14 protein-coding genes are annotated in these 14,962 nt (G+C 63.7%); 4 read left to right on the top strand and 10 right to left on the bottom strand.

The window, feature by feature from the left end; genetic code table 11:
- Positions 1-28 precede the first annotated feature (28 nt).
- Complete coding sequence (locus FKB36_RS01210) at positions 29-265, top strand: hypothetical protein (protein WP_261596200.1); 237 nt, start codon at positions 29-31, stop codon at positions 263-265.
- A 165-nt stretch (positions 266-430) separates the two neighbouring features.
- On the opposite strand, the gene FKB36_RS01215 is transcribed toward FKB36_RS01210, so the two are convergent.
- The 9 genes from FKB36_RS01215 to FKB36_RS01255 all read right to left on the bottom strand — a co-directional run bounded on the left by FKB36_RS01215 (position 431) and on the right by FKB36_RS01255 (position 12,211).
- Positions 431-910, bottom strand: a complete 480-nt coding sequence (locus FKB36_RS01215) for a GNAT family N-acetyltransferase (protein ID WP_261596201.1) — start codon at positions 908-910, stop codon at positions 431-433.
- 10 nt (positions 911-920) lie between these two features.
- On the bottom strand, positions 921-2,327 hold the full coding sequence (locus FKB36_RS01220; protein ID WP_261596202.1) for a PAS domain S-box protein: 1,407 nt from the start codon (positions 2,325-2,327) through the stop codon (positions 921-923).
- 28 nt (positions 2,328-2,355) lie between these two features.
- Positions 2,356-3,678 carry an ATP-binding response regulator gene (locus FKB36_RS01225; protein WP_261596203.1) on the bottom strand — a complete coding sequence of 441 codons (1,323 nt, stop codon included), beginning with the start codon at positions 3,676-3,678 and terminating at the stop codon, positions 2,356-2,358.
- Position 3,679: 1 nt separating this feature from the next.
- The gene (locus FKB36_RS01230) at positions 3,680-5,989 is read right to left on the bottom strand and encodes a hybrid sensor histidine kinase/response regulator (protein WP_261596204.1); all 2,310 of its coding nucleotides are present in this window, start codon (positions 5,987-5,989) and stop codon (positions 3,680-3,682) included.
- 11 nt (positions 5,990-6,000) lie between these two features.
- The gene (locus tag FKB36_RS01235; RefSeq protein ID WP_261596205.1) at positions 6,001-8,382 is read right to left on the bottom strand and encodes a methyl-accepting chemotaxis protein; all 2,382 of its coding nucleotides are present in this window, start codon (positions 8,380-8,382) and stop codon (positions 6,001-6,003) included.
- Positions 8,383-8,512: 130 nt separating this feature from the next.
- Positions 8,513-9,490, bottom strand: coding sequence for a chemotaxis protein CheW (locus tag FKB36_RS01240; protein WP_261596206.1), 978 nt, complete (start codon positions 9,488-9,490; stop codon positions 8,513-8,515).
- A 35-nt stretch (positions 9,491-9,525) separates the two neighbouring features.
- Positions 9,526-10,407 (bottom strand): DUF4097 family beta strand repeat-containing protein, encoded by an 882-nt coding sequence (locus FKB36_RS01245; RefSeq protein ID WP_261596207.1) that lies wholly within the window; start codon positions 10,405-10,407, stop codon positions 9,526-9,528.
- Positions 10,408-10,419: 12 nt separating this feature from the next.
- Positions 10,420-11,256 (bottom strand): ABC transporter permease, encoded by an 837-nt coding sequence (locus FKB36_RS01250; RefSeq protein WP_261596208.1) that lies wholly within the window; start codon positions 11,254-11,256, stop codon positions 10,420-10,422.
- A 4-nt stretch (positions 11,257-11,260) separates the two neighbouring features.
- Entirely contained in the window at positions 11,261-12,211 is a 951-nt protein-coding gene (locus FKB36_RS01255) for an ATP-binding cassette domain-containing protein (protein ID WP_261596209.1), read from the bottom strand.
- 345 nt (positions 12,212-12,556) lie between these two features.
- Between FKB36_RS01255 and FKB36_RS01260 the strand changes: the two genes are divergently transcribed.
- On the top strand, positions 12,557-13,051 hold the full coding sequence (locus FKB36_RS01260; RefSeq protein ID WP_261596210.1) for a hypothetical protein: 495 nt from the start codon (positions 12,557-12,559) through the stop codon (positions 13,049-13,051).
- A gap of 33 nt (positions 13,052-13,084) precedes the next feature.
- On the opposite strand, the gene FKB36_RS01265 is transcribed toward FKB36_RS01260, so the two are convergent.
- The gene (locus tag FKB36_RS01265; protein WP_261596211.1) at positions 13,085-13,285 is read right to left on the bottom strand and encodes a hypothetical protein; all 201 of its coding nucleotides are present in this window, start codon (positions 13,283-13,285) and stop codon (positions 13,085-13,087) included.
- 206 nt (positions 13,286-13,491) lie between these two features.
- Here FKB36_RS01265 and FKB36_RS01270 point away from each other — a divergent pair, with 206 nt between their 5' ends.
- Together FKB36_RS01270 and FKB36_RS01275 are read left to right on the top strand one after the other, a co-directional pair.
- Positions 13,492-13,656: a hypothetical protein gene (locus tag FKB36_RS01270; RefSeq protein WP_261596212.1), complete on the top strand. Its 165-nt coding sequence runs from the start codon at positions 13,492-13,494 to the stop codon at positions 13,654-13,656.
- A 5-nt stretch (positions 13,657-13,661) separates the two neighbouring features.
- A complete protein-coding gene (locus FKB36_RS01275; protein ID WP_261596213.1) occupies positions 13,662-14,960 on the top strand; it encodes an arginine deiminase family protein in 1,299 nt (432 codons plus the stop codon).
- The last annotated feature ends 2 nt before the right edge of the window (positions 14,961-14,962 follow it).

Raw genomic sequence — 14,962 nt, forward strand, 5'->3', positions numbered from 1 at the left:
TACGGGCAGCGCCGTGAGGTGAAGAGCAATGGCACGAACGATATCGGTACTGAAGTGGGAGACTGAAGAGGAGGTCGATAACGCCGTCCACGAGATCAAGGCGGAGATAGACCGGGAGGGAGGCCTCACCAGCGAGACCGAACGGGCGATGCAGCACTCGTTCCTGGTGGCCGATCCGGACCTCACGAACTACTTCCTGCGGACGATCAGGGAGCAGGTTCCCGAGGCGCTACGTTACTTCGAGGAGCGCGGCGGCGGGGCGTGAGTGCCCGATCTCTACTGAACTTCGCGTGCTTCCGCGTGAGTTACTTGCTGGGGGATAACGATACAGTCTCGCGCGAAGTGCGCGAAGCCGTGAAGAACGACTTTCCCCAAGGGAAAGGAGTTCGAGCACGGAGGTGCGAGTGCAAAAGAAGCCCGTGAGGCCGGACTACAGCCCGGCTCTCCTGAGCATCGGCCGGACCTCGGCGCCTTCCATGTTTCCCGCCGCCCAGGTGTAGCGCTCCCGGATACCGGGCGGGAGGTCGCGTTCCGGTATCGAGATGAACCCGAACCCCGCGTAGAACCCGGCGAGGCTCTCGACCGCGTACATGTAGAGGTCGTCGTTGTGGCAGGCCACAACAAGAGCGTTCATCGCCATGCGGGCATACCCCTGCTTCCGGCAGGCATCGGGCGTGAAGACGCCGTCGACCTCCAGGCCGTCGGGATGCCTCCTGCACCGGGCGAGAGAGACGATCTGCCCTGCAAGGAAAGTCGCGAAGATCCGGTCCCGTGCGGGATCGCCGGTTGTGCCGTGGTAATCGCGCCAGACCTCGTCCGCGGCGGGGAACTCCGCGCTCGTCAGTTCACGAACCTCCGGCCGGACTCCTGATGTCGCCGTCCCGTTTCCTGTAATTACAGCCGTTGTCATCCCGATCACCTCACACCACCCGGTATCCCTCGGACGGCACCAGGATCTCGAACCTCGCTCCCGTCCCGAACGTTCCGGTCTCGCGGATCGCGATCCCGGTGATGGCCAGTATCTCGTGGGCGAGGAAGAGCCCGTGCCCGTAACTCTCCGCCTTCTGCACGAAAAGACCTTCTTTCTCCGTCTCGGGGATACCGGTCCCGTCGTCTTCGACGATGATGGCGCACCCCTCCGGGCGCAGGTGGTAGGTGACGACGATCCTCTCCGCCTTCGTCGCCGGAGCGAGCGAGTTCTCGAAGAGGTGGGTGAAGACCGTCGCGAGATGGGGGTCGGCGAAGATCTCGAGGCGCTCCGTCCACGCCTCGAGGGAGACGCCCCCGAAGGAGAGGTTGGCGGCTCCCTTCCTGACGGCCTGCTGCACCGGGATCCACGCCGGCGGCGACGTCCCGATGTCGCGGAACTCGCGGGAGATCTCGATCTGCCGCCGGATCCCGTTCGCGGCGTTGTTCAGGTCGTCGATGAAGGAGAGGACCGCGGGGTCGTCGAACTTCATCACGCCCAGCGAGAGATGCCCGTACAGGACCGCGAGCCGGTTCGCGAGGTCGGTGCGCAGGATCCCCGTGAGGGTGCTCAACTGGCGGCTGGCGTTCTGCAGTGCGGCCTCCGTCATCACCTCGTCGCTGACGTCCCGGATGGACTCGATGGCCCCCGTGACCTTTCCCTGCCGGTCGAGGAGCGCGGTCGCCGCGAACCTGATGTGCGCCCCCCGCCTGCTCCTGAGAAGGGGGGTGTAGACCTCCGCGACGAGGACGTCGCCGTCCCTCCTGACCGACGGGTACCCGTTCTCGGGATCGCCGTGGAGGATAAGGTCTGCAAGCACCGGCCGTGCCTCACCGTAGAAGGGCACGGCGTACTCGTAGTCCCCCCGGCCGAGCATGGCCTCTTTCTTCACCCCGGTCATCTCCTCGATCGCGCGGTTCCAGGCGATGACTCTTCCCTCGCGGTCGATGGCGAAGGTCGCGTCGGGCAGGAACTCGATGATCTGGTTCATCTGCTGCTCCGACTCACGGAGTTTCGCTGCGAGGAACGCGACCACGCCGCCGATGAGAACGAGGAGGATCGCGCGCAAGAGGATGGTGTACGCGAGCAGCGGGCCCGGCGGAGAGAGGAGGTAGGTCGTGACGGCGTAGACCGCTCCGAAGCAGACGGAGAAGAGGATGCCCCGCCGCGGGTACCAGTAGCTCGCGAGGATGATCGGGATGGTGAGCGGGAGGGTGGGGAGGGGAAGGAGGCTCTCCGGTGTGCCGATGACCATGGCGAGCAGGTTCCCGCCGAGGGTCAGTGCGGCCAGCCCGGCGATAAGCGCGGTGCGGTTGCGCGCATCAGCGACGAACGTGGTCAGGATGTCGGTGATCTTCATGAGGGGAACCTGCGGTTATCGTCCTCGGTCATTCGGTCTGCCGGTCGGGAGCGCGGATCGTCGTTGCCGGACAGAGGATCTCGAACCGCGCTCCGCTCCCCGGGGTCCCCGTCTCCCGGATGGTGATCCCGGTTATGGCCAGGATCTCCCGCGCGAGGAAGAGGCCGAGCCCGGTGTTCATGCCGTGCGCGTAGGTGAAGATCTTCTCCTTCTCGTCGGCAGGAATCCCTACCCCGTCGTCCTCACAGAGGAGGGTGTACGCCTCCCCATCCTGTTTGAGGCTGAAGGTGATGGTGGTGGCCGTCTCCCCGTAACGCAGCGCGTTCTCGATAAGGTTCGAGAAGACCTTCTCGATGAGCGGGTCGGCGAAGATCTCCACCCCCGCCGGAACGGCGTTCTCAAGGGTGATCTTGCCCGTCGAGATGTAGTTCTTCGACCGCTCCACAAGCGTCCTGATCTCCTGCCAGGTCGGAGCCGTCGACCCCACCTTCTGGTACTCGGCTGTAAACCGGACGGTGTTGTTGATCCGGTTCACCATCTCGGCAGCGCTATCGACATGGCGCCACGCGTTTGCCGGTTCCCGCTCGCGCAGTATCTGGGCGAGATCCAGATACCCCCAGAGCGCCGCGAGCTGGTTTAGGAGGTCATGGCGGGTGATGCTCGCCATGAGCTGGAGTTTTCGGTTGGCGTCCGCGAGCGCTTTCTCCACGCGCCGCCGTTCCTGGTTCTCGGCGGCAAGGCTCTCGTTGCTGCGCGAGAGATCCGCTACGGCGTCCTGGAGTTGTTCGTTCACGGAGTGCAGCTGCTCCTGAGCCTCCTGGAGTTCGGTGTTCTTCGTCACCGCGATAGTATACGTCGAGAGGAGGGTGTTCAGGATCTTGAGTCGTCCTGCGGCGATGGTATAGGTGCTGCCGGCGAAGGGGATCTCCAGTTCAGCGGGAGAGTCTTCGGGCTCAGGGATCTCCCGCACCCGCATGACGGCCTCGATCTGGGAGCGGACGTGCTCCGGGTCGACGGGTTTCACGATGAAGTTGTCCGCTCCCGATGCAAGCCCTTTCAGCACGTCGGCGGGATCGAAGAGGCTGGTGACCATGATGACGGGTGTATCCGGGTTCTGCTGCTTGATCCGGCGGCAGAGTTCGTACCCGTCCATCCCGGGCATCATGATGTCGGTCAGGACGATATCGGGCATATCGACTTCCATCCGTCGTATCGCCTCAGTGCCGTCGGCTGCCAGGGTGACGTCATACCCTTCCGTCTCGAGGACGTAACGGATGAACTCGGCCTGCGTCCTGCTATCCTCTACCACCAGAACGCTCATCTTCGTTCTTCCTTTCTGTTTCTCTTCCATGTCATCGCTCCTCTCTCTCGTTCTCGCGGCGGCGCAGCAGGCGCTGGACTATCCGGAGAAACTCTTCCGCTTCGAAGTTCTTCTTGACGATATATGCATCCGCCCCGACCGCCTTTCCCCGCTCCCGGTCTTCCGGTGAACCGAGCGACGTGACCAGCATCACCAGGGTAGCGGCGACCTGTCCTTCATTGGCCCGTATCTTCTCGGTGAGCGTAAAACCGTTCATCCGGGGCATATCCACATCTGAAACGACCATATCGAACTCATGCTGCTTAAGCCTTGCGAATGCGTCGATCCCGTCGACAGCGGTCTCCACCTGATATCCGGCCCCTTCAAGTATCGCCTGCAGGAGGGCGCGTGACGTGACCGAGTCGTCGACGACCAGGATCCGCTGCAGCGCCGCCTGCGGGAGTGTGGGTTCAGGCACCGGCCGTTCCGCCTGCATCGCGTCCTGGATCAGTTCGAGAGGGTCGAGGACGAGCGCCAGGCGTCCGTCTCCGAGGGTCACGGCCCCGTCGATCCTCCGGACAGAGATGAGCTGGCTGCCGAGCGGCCGGACGACGATCTCCTGCACCCGGATCACCTCGTCGACCAGGCACGCGATCTGCCCGGCCCCGTATGCGATGATGACGAGGGGTTTTGGCCGGTTCTCCTCCTTGGCGGGGCCGGACGGGGAGATGCCCAGGGCCTCGGTGAGCCGGATGACCTCGATCGTCTCCCCTGCGAGGTAGATCGTCGGTCGCCCCTTCGATATGGGCAGGGAGTCCGGGCGAACCCGGAGAACCTGTTTCACCTGCTGCATCGGGAGGACGTAGGCCTGCCGATCAGAGCGAACGAGCAGCCCGCGGAGGGTGGCCATCCTCACCGGGACGGTCAGGGTGATCGCCGTTCCCCTGCCGACGGTCGAGGATATCGTCACCGTTCCCCCGAGACGGGAGACGGTGTCCTCCACGATCGCGAGCCCGAGCCCCCTCCCCGAGAGATCGGTGACGACCCGGCTCGTGGTCATCCCCGAGCGGAAGATGAGCCAGATCGCCTCGCTGTCCGTGAGGGCTCTATCCTCCTCCTCCGTGATCACGGCGTTCTCGACGGCGGTCCTCCGGATCGAGCTGCTGTCGATCCCGGCGCCGTCGTCGGCCACCTCGATGCCGACCCTGCTCCCCGACCGGTGGAAGACCCGGATCCGCACGGTGCCCATGACCGGTTTCTGCTGCTCTCTCCTGGCTTCAGGGCTCTCGATGCCGTGATCGATGCTGTTGCGTATCAGGTGCATGATGGGATCCTTCAACGCATCAAGGATACGCCGGTCGACCTCGATCTCGCCCCCCTCGATCGCGAGATCGACGGATTTTCCCGAGGTGCGGGAGAACTCTCTCACGAAGACGGAGAAGGGGGCGAGCATGATTGACGTCGGGAGCAGCGCGGCATCGTGGATGAGGTCGGAGATCTCGGATGTGCTCGTCTCGAGTGTCGATCTGTTGATCTCCATGGAACGCAGGTGCATGGAGATGTCGTGCTGGAGGCCGGCTACGAACTCGCGGTTGTACTCCTGGAACTCGACCGCCCGCTGGAGCGGCAGGACAAGGTCGTGAGGGATCGCTGCCCTTCCCTCCCCGAAGGCTCTCCTGCTGATCATCTGCAGGTCGTTGAACGCCTGGGAGTAGTTCCATTGCCAGAGGGAGAAACTGGTCAGCATCTCCTCGAGCTCGCGTATCCTCTGCGTGATGAAGAGCCGGGTCGTGAGGAGGCTGTCGGCCCCGGCGGTGAGTCGGTCGAGTTTGTGGGCGGCGATCCGCACCATGCCCCGGTCTGCTCCCTGCTCGCCGCCGTTGTAGGGCCACGGCGTCTCGGGCGCGTGACTCCTCTCCGGGGCCGGACCCGGGCCGGCGGTCTTCTCCTTCTGAAGGATGCCCCATGCCGTCTCCTTTCCTCCAGGGATGGCCCGGAGCGCCGCGTTGATCTCCGCCGGCGAGGTCTCGGGCCGCTCTCCCCGGAGGAGGCTCTTTATGACCGCGATTGCCCGATGGAAGAGGTCGAAGTCGTCCGCTCCCGGGAAGTACTCGCTCCGCTTCACAAGTGAGAAGACGGTCTCGATGTTCTGGCAGATGGACTCGATCTCCCGGAGGTTGACCGCGCGCGACGCCCCTTTCAGGCTGTGAACCGTCCGGTAGATCTGCTCGACCAGTCCGGGCGTCGGCCCGGCCTTCTCGAGCGCAATCAATCCCTCGGTGATCTCTTCAAGGTGCCCGTCCGCCTCCTCGCGAAACGTCTCGAGGAGACGGACACGAAATACGTCGTCCGGTCCGGTCATGGCAGGTTGTGCTAGACCCGGTACTGCTGGGTGATCCTCTTCAAGCGGGCACCGAGCTCGTGCAGGTCCTCGGCGGTCTTCTCCGCCTTACGGGTAGTTTCGAGATTCTTCTGCGCCGCATCCCGGATGTTCTCCATCGCGCGCGAGATCTGGTCGACCCCGGAGGCCTGGGTCTGGATCGAGGAGGCGATCTCGATGACCTCCTGCGAGGAGTCTGCTATCGACCGGGCGAGCACCTCTATCGCCTCCTGGGCATTATTCGTCAGCCGGACCGCATCCGAGACGGACCGTATCCCCTGCTCGGTCGAGACCGCGGTCGAGGAGATTCCCTGCTGGATATCGGTGAGGATGGCCCGGATGTTCGACGTCGCTTTCTTCGACTGTTCGGCGAGGTTATGGATCTCGTTCGCGACGACGGCAAACCCTTTCCCGAACTCTCCGGCCTTTGCAGCCTCGATGGAGGCGTTCACCGCGAGCAGGTTCGACTGTTCGGAGATGTCGGTCACGGTCGCGATGATCTCGCCGACGGCCTGGCTCTGCTCGGAGAGCCGGATGACGTTCATCCGGACGATGTCCATCTCCCGCTGGATCTGGTTCATCCCCTCCAGGATCTCACGCACGGACTTCTGGCCGTCCTTGGAGACGTCGAGCGCCCGTATCGCCTTCTCCGAGACGCCTTTCGTCTTCTGGTTCACCAGTTCGGTCTTCTTCCTGACGCTCTCGACCGAGTCCGATGTCTCGTTCACCGTTGCAGCGGTCTGGGAACTGGCGGTGGAGAGCTGGGTCGTGACCGCCAGGATCTCGTTCGATGCGAGCGAGAGGACCGAGACGCCCTCGTAGAGTTCCTCGCTGATCAGTTTCATCAGCCGCGAGAGTTCGATGCCGATGGTGTTGAGGGCATCGCGGTAGGCGACGAACTCGCCGGCGACCGGGATCTTCTCGTCGAACCGGGCGGTAAAGTCGCCGGAAGCGTAGAATCGCGCAAGCCGCATCGCTTCGTTCACCGGTTCGGTGATCGACTCAAGGGTCTTGTTGAACCCGGCGATGATCATCCGGTAGCCGCCGCGGAACGCCTTCTCATCGCCGCGGATGGAGAGGTCGCCCGCCCGGGCGGCATCGGTGAGTTTGAGCGTCTCCTTGTGGAGATGGTCGAGCGACTGGACCATCATCGCGAGCGCGGGGCGGATCTCGTCGCCCTCGTCGGCGACCGGGAACTCCCGGACGTACTCGCCGAGAGCGATACTCTTCAACTTCCCGACGACGTTCGTCTGGAGGTCGCCGGCAAACTCGTCCATCATCGCGGCCATGACCCCGATCTCGTCCTGTCGCTTGATGTTGAGCCGGGCGGAGAGGTGCCCGCTCCGGAGCTCATTGAGCATCAGCACGACCTGCTGCAGGGGTTCGGAGATCGAGCGGCCGAAGAGGATGGCGATGGCGACGCCGAGGGCGATGGATGCGAGGACGACGAAGACGATGGTGTTTCTGATCGTGTCTATCGGCCCGGTGAAGTCGGAGAGCTCGGCACGCGAGACGATGTGCCAGTCGAGCGGTTCGAAGTAGGTGTAGGCGTCGATAATATCCGTTCCGTCGACCTGGTGGCGGATGATGCCGACCTTATTCGCGATCATCTCCTGGACATAATCCTCGGCGGCTATGTTCTCCCCTTCCTGGGACGGGTGCACGAGCAGCTGGCCGTTGCTGTCGACGACGAACATATAGCCGTTCTGGCCGATGACCGTCTCCTTGAGGCTCGTTTTGACGACGTCGAGCGTCTCCTGCTCCTCAGTCCCGACGAAGAGAACGCCGACGATATTCCCGCGGCTGTCCTTTATCGGCTCGTATGCCGTGACGTAACGCTTGCCGAAGAGATCCCTGCTCCCGTAGTAGGTCTCCCCCTGGTTCACCACGACGTCGTAGACGTTCTGGGTCAACTCCGTCCCGACAGCCCGGCTGCCGTCGGTCCCGATGACGTTTGTGGAGACCTTGATGGCGTTGTGGTCATAGACCTGGAATACCGTCGCCGCCCCACCGACCAGGGACTGCACCTGGTCGACGATCTCGAAGTTATCGTTGATGATGTACGGCTCGCCGGTGCCGTCCACCAGGGTCAGTTTCCCGTCGATGACCTCGGGGGTGCCCCGCGCGTAGAAGTTCTCCCGGAGGACGTTGAGGTCGCTGTTCACCTTATTGCGCGTCAGTTTATAGACGTCGTTCGTCCATCCCCGCGCGTCGTGCACCTGCGTCTCGAGCAGCGTCTCGATCTGATCGTTGATCACACCGCTCGAACTGCTATATGCTACTATGCCGAGCACAAGCGTCGGGATGATCGCCAGAAATAAGCAGATGACGAGGATCTTCGTCCCGACCTTCATGTCTGAAAAAAATGCGAACACGTTACTCCCGTTCCACTCGCTCTTGTACGACGACTTAATAGAGTGATGCACATCCGGGGTTAAATAATGTTCCGTTCCGTTAATGACGCTCCAGGGCTTCCGTTACCCATAATGAGCGTATATCTCCGGTTTATTTCCGCGTCTGGTCGATCACCATCCCCGGGTCGGCGAGGATCGCGGCCGCGTCGAGGACGATCACCGTTCCATCTATGACGCCCAGGAGGTAACGCTGCTCGATAGGCGTTGTGCCGGGCTCTACGGGGGTGAACGGGTCGGTCGGCCGGATGTAGATGTCCGTGATGTAGTCTGCAAGGATTCCGAACGTCACCGTCCCGTCGGTGAGAACGATGACCCGGTTGAGGTCGGTCAGGCCCTGCTTTGGGATCGAGAAGAGTGCGCGGAGATCGACGATGGAGATGATCTCGCCCCTGACGGCAGAGATCCCGACGATGAAGTCGGGAACCCCGGGAACCGGGGTGACCTCCTGCATGATAAAGACCTCGCGGATGTACTGCGTCTTGATGGCGTACTCCTGGTCGGCGAGTCTGAATGTGAGAAGTTCCGAGAACGGAGTCTCACGTCCTCCCTCCCCTGCCCGTGCAACCGCCCGCGCCCGGTCTGCGAGGATCGCATCGGCCCTTTTGGCGTCGTGAGACGATATCGGCCGCCCGGTCTCGGCCATGCCGGGCGGGAGGGGGTACTGCGCGGTCTCTTCCGCTGCAAGGAACGCGCCGAGATCGTAGATGATGATCACCCCTTCTTCGGTCAGCAGTGCGCCGGGAGGGGTGGCGGCGCCGGGAGGAAGTTCGACCGGACTCTCCTGCACTCCGCGCACTCCGTCCGCCCAGAGAGCCACGCACTCGCCGGGGGGGTAAGCGATGATGAGGACGTCGGAGGGGAGAGGAGGGCGGTCGGCGAGCCCGAGAAGGCTCCTGAGCGAGTAGACCGGGACGGTTCTGCCGTGCAGGTTCATCGTTCCCGCTCCCCCGCGGCGTTTACCGGTCTCCGGCCGGAGTTCCACCATGCCGACAACCTGCCGGATATTGGCAAGCGGGAGAGCGCAGGGTATCCCCTCGACGGTAAAATACAGGAGGTGCGGGCGGTCCATGGATGTTCGATGGTTGGTCACGTGCGGATAAAAGGTTACGGGGATCGGAGCCCCTCGAGGTCGATATTCCCGTTCGAGGTGGTGACGGCGATCGTCGGCCCCCCGCTGCCGAGCGTGCCCGCCATCCGGGTCCCGGACGACTCAGTGAGCAGGAGCGGGAGATCGTCTGCCGTAACCCTGCCGTTTGAGGTGGTGGCGACCACCCGGATGTCGAGGTCCCTCGCGAACCGGAGCGTTATCCGGCTGTTTGAGGTGGTGATCGCTGCGTCGCCCCGGACGGCAGGGATATCGGCCGAGATCGGGCCGTTCGAGGTCTGCAACCCGAGAACCCCCCCGGAGTCCTCCACTGTGATCCCGCCGTTGCTGGTCATTGCGGTGACGTAGCCTTCGAGACCCCGGACCTCGATCGGCCCGTTCGAGGTGGCTGCCGTGATATCCCCGCCGGGAGCGCCGCCGACCCGTATGGGGCCGTTCGATGTCCGGATTTCTGTTCCGTTCACCCGCACCCCCGAGAGACCAATCCTGCCGTTCGAACTCTCGGCTCTCTGCAGGAGAACGGTGGGGGGCACCTCTATCGTATAGTCGACGCTCACCCGCGGGTTCACCCCGGTCTGCACCGTCTCTATCCTGAGGGGATCGCCCTCCGTCACCTCGATCCGGACCTGATCGAGTTCCCCCTGGCCGTAGATGGACCGTTTGACCGCACGGACGGCGACGGTCTCCCCCTCCCGGACACTCACGTCCACGTTCCCGTCCCGGTTGATCACGGCGATGCCGCTCTCCGGCGCCACCGTGACCGTCCGGTTGAACTCCTCTGTTGTCTCGGGGCCCGGCACCCCGACACACCCGGAGAGGACGACGGCGAGGGCCAGCACCGCGTAGGCGGTTCGCTGCATGGTCATCCACTCTGCCTTCATGGGAGATTACCCTTACGTCACGACCGCCTTCTCAAACGTCCACCGGGCAAGGAGATACATCACCGCTGCAAAGACTGCCAGGTACGCGAACGATCCGAGGACGTCGGCCGTGGTGGAGGTGTAGTGGGCGCCGACGGCGAAGAAATCACTTCCGAGGGCGAAGTAGCGGATCCCGTTGACCAGGTGGGTCAGGGGGTTATAGACCGAGAGCGCCTGCAGGAGCGGCGGGAACGCCTGGATCGGGTAGAGGGCGTTCGAGACGAAGAAGAGCGGCAGGGTGAGGAGCGTCATGATCCCCTGCAGCCCTTCGGGGCTCTCGAGGCGCATCGAGATGGCGGAGGAGAAGAGGAGGAACCCGAGCGAGAAGGCGGCGACGAAGGCGAATATGCCGAGGATCGAGAGGGCGATCCGGGTGGCCGAGTACCCCGGGAAGAACTGCACCCCGAGGAGGAGGCCGAAGGCCATGATGATGGAGACCTGGATGAACGACTTCGTCATCCCCGAGAGGCTGACCCCGAACATAATGTGCGTCCGGGGCATGGGGCTCGCGAGCATCTCTCGCATCAGCCCCCAGTTCTTATCGAAGAGGAGGCTCATTCCTCCGAAGAGGCTCGTGAAGAGGGTCGTCATCGCGATCACCCCTGCGGCCATGAAGGTGAGGTAGTCGAGGGGGATGACGCCGGCCGGGGCCGGGATGGCGGAGGCGAACCGGTCGAGGTTCGAGGACATCGCGACGCCGAAGAACGCCATCCAGAGCGCCGGCTGCAGGAGCGACGAGAAGAGCTGCGCCCTGAACCTGACGAACCGGATCATCTCCCGCCAGTAGACGGTAAGGAACTCCCATGCCACCCGTTCACGCCCCCGTATCGCGCAGTTCCCTTCCGGTATAGTGGACGAAGACGTCGTCCATCGTCGGTTTCTTCAGGTTCACGCTCGATATCCCGATCCCTGCACTGCGCACCGCATCAATGATCTTCGGGATGCACTGGCTCCCGTCGGCCGAGATCGCGATCGAGAGGCCGCGGGTCGAGTCCGTGACCGACCGGATCTCCTCGATCCCCGAGAGGGCATCCCTGACCCTTCTGTCGTCCTCGGTCTCCAGGTAGACGACGTCCTCGCCGAGAGCGTTCTTCAGTTCGGCCGGGGTCCCGGTGACGACGATCCTGCCGTGATCGATGATGCCGATCCGGTCGGAGAGGATGTCGGCCTCCTCCATGTAGTGCGTCGTCAAGAATATCGTCGTCCCGGCCCCGTTCACCTGCCGGATATACTCCCAGATCCGCATCCGCGTCTGGGGATCGAGCCCCTGCGTCGGCTCGTCCAGGAAGAGCACCTCGGGCCGGGTCATCAGGCCGCGAGCGATCTGGAGCCGCCGTTTCATGCCGCCGGAGAGGTTCTTCGTCCGCTCGTCCCGTTTGGACTCAAGTTCGACGACCCGGAGCAGGTCGTCGATCTGGGCCCGCCGTTCTTCCCGGGGGATGCTGTAGAGCCGGCCGTGAAACTCCATCGTCTCCTGGACGGTGAGATCCCGGTCGAGCACGTCGTCCTGGAAGACAATGCCGATCGCCTTCCTGACCTCCCCGGCCTCCCGTGCGACGTCGTATCCGGCCACGTGCACCCTGCCTTTCTGGAGAGGGAGGAGGGTCGTCAGGACATTGATGGTGGTGCTCTTCCCCGCACCGTTCGGGCCGAGGAAGGAGAAGATCTCGCCTCTCCTGACCGTGAAACTGATGCCGCGAACCGCCGCGAAGTCGCCGAACAGGTGTTCGAGGTCTCGCACCTCGATGATATCGTCCCCTTCCATCGGTTGCCGTCCGCCTCCGCGAATCTATGCCTCATGCACGGTGCCGTCATATCTCCTTTTCCCTCCCCGATGCGGCAGCCCGCGCGTGAACCCCGGGCCCCTGCCCCCCCTTCCCCCGCCGCGTCTTCGGGGCATCGGTCGGGGCGGCAAATACACCCGGGCATCCTCTCAGAAGCCGGACCGTATGGATATTCTGAAATACCTGAACCGGCCATCCCTTCTCGGAGACGGCATGTTCGGCAGCAGTTTGCTGACCCGGAGAAGCGGTGAGCGGGCTTTCTCGATGCAGAGCATCGCTCCCGGGGGCGGCGCACCGGAGCGCGGAGAGCGGGCGGAGGGATCTCGGTGACCCCACGCCCCCGGGTGTTCTTCGTCCTCCTCCTCGCGGCGCTGGCTCTCACCGTGCCGGCGGGGGCACTCGTGGTCGAGAACGCCGACCTGACCCCGGCGGAGGTGAAGCTCCTCTTTGCGATGCGGGAGTATACTCTGACCTACAACGCGTACGCCGACCGGCTACCGGGATGGGCGACCGGGCCGTTTGCGAACGAGGAGATCAACCTCTACGTCACGTCCCCCGACGGCGTGCTGGTCATCGGGATCACGTTTCACGACAGAAAGATCGTCCAGTTCGACGCGAAGGGCTGCCCGGACCCGATCGTCACGGTGACCGCCGACGCCGCGACGGTGGAGGAGGTCATGGTCTCTGAGAGGCCGCTCGACACCTTCCGTGCGGCGATGCGACACGGCACGGCCACGATCGAGGGAGAAAATCTCATCGGCACGTTGCGGACGGGGCTGGTCCGGTTCGGGTTCGGGGTGATGGACCTCCTCCGGCTGTGATGGGCTCTACAAAAATGTGTTGGCGGTGAGTTCTCACAACCCCATGAGACGCATGCAGGCCCCGAGGGTCAGCCCCGACATGGAGGACGTTGCCGAGAGGGCCGCGAGGACGACGGCGTTCATCACCGGGCCGATCCTGAACGGGGTGTAGGTCGGATTGCGCTGCAGTCGCCGCACTACCCGAAACGGTTTCGCGGTCGTCGAGATGGGGGGTTTATACGGTCTGATCCTCATGGAGACACCTCCGTGCGCTGGATAAAGCACTGGTTCAAGTGTGGGATCGTTTCACCGAATGATAATTTTTTTGGTTTGATTCTCCTGCCGGCTGGATACAGGCACACCCGGGGCCAATAAGCCCCGTTTTCTGTTCCGTTTTCCGGATCCGGGATTCAACGGCTTACGACAGGTTTATCCATTCTCCGGGAGAAAATTTTCCTCTAATGCAACGATACGTAAAACTCCTTCTCTATGGCATGTTAGCGTTCATCGTCTTTGCGGGCATCAGTTTCATCCTTGGCGGCCGGGTGAACTGGGTGCTCGCGGTGGCGACGGCGGTCGGGGTGATGATCGCGTATTACTTCGCCGCTCCCCGGAACGGGGGGTGAACCGGATGGCGGCGGGGGTTCGGGCGGAATGGGACCGCCTCCGGACGGTGGCCGTTCACCGCCCGGGGATCGAGATGTTTTTCGGGCTGCTTGAGCCGTACGCGGCGCTCTACGAGCGGGCGTTCAGCCGCTACGAGGCGCGGTGCGAGCACGACCTGCTCCAGCGCGCGCTCGGGGAGGAGTTCGGGGTTCGGGTGCTGCGCCTTAAGGAGACGGTTCTCGATACCGCCGATCGCGATCCCGCGGTGCGCCGGCGGCTCGTCGATCAGGCGCACGAGATCGTCACTCTCCGGGGCAACGGAAGGGAGGTGGCGGAGGCCCGGCGGAGTATGGAGCAGAACGCCGATTCCCTGGACTCGCTGCACTTCTTCACCCTCCTGCTCTTAAATCCGATCATCGACGTGGGCGGGAGGGGTGCCGGCGGCGGGGTTGACGTCCATATCCTCGGACAGAGTCCGCTTGCAAACCTCTACTTCATGCGCGACCAGCAGGCGGCGACCGCCCGCGGCCTTGTCCTCGGGCGGCCGGCAAAAGAGCAGCGGGCCCGGGAGCCCGGGATCACCCGGTTCCTCTGGGATATCCTCGGCATCCCGATCATCGGGACGATAGAGGCGCCGGGGACGTTCGAGGGCGGCGATTTCATGCCGATGGGGGAGTTCGCCCTCATCGGCACAGGGGACCGGACGAACCGTGAGGGGGTATCGCAGTTTCTCGGGTTCGATCCGGGGTTCGACGAGATCGGGATCGTTCACCAGCCGGGTCACCCGCTCATCCCGGGCGACCGCCCCGACCCGATGGTCGACATGCACCTTGACACCTACTTCAACGTCGCGGGAAGCGGGGTGGTGCTCGGCTCGGCTCTCCTCCTCCAGCGGGCGCGTCTCGAGGTCTACTGCCGGTCGGACGAGGGCTACGAGCCGTCCGGCGAGACGACGACCCTCTACGACTACATCCTATCGAAGGGGTTCTCCGTGATCGATCTCTCGATCCTGGAGCAGCTCTCCTACGCCGCAAACGTCCTCTGCGTCCGGGACGGGACCATTCTCGCGGTGGAGGGGGAAGAGGTGATGCGGATGGTGCTTCTGAACCTGGAGCGGAAGGCTGCCCGCGACCCGGAGCGCTACGGGCGACTGTTACACCATGCAGAGGAGGATTACCGCCGGATACAAAGCGAAGGGTGCATCTTCCCGAAGAAGCCGGAATTCTCCCGGCATGGCATCGAGGTCTGCCCGTTGCACCTCGAGAACCTGACGGGGGGCTACGGTGGCCCCCACTGTATGACCTGCACACTGGAGCGGGGGTGATG

The organism is Methanoculleus formosensis, from assembly GCF_025384765.1.
Lineage (GTDB): Archaea > Halobacteriota > Methanomicrobia > Methanomicrobiales > Methanoculleaceae > Methanoculleus > Methanoculleus formosensis.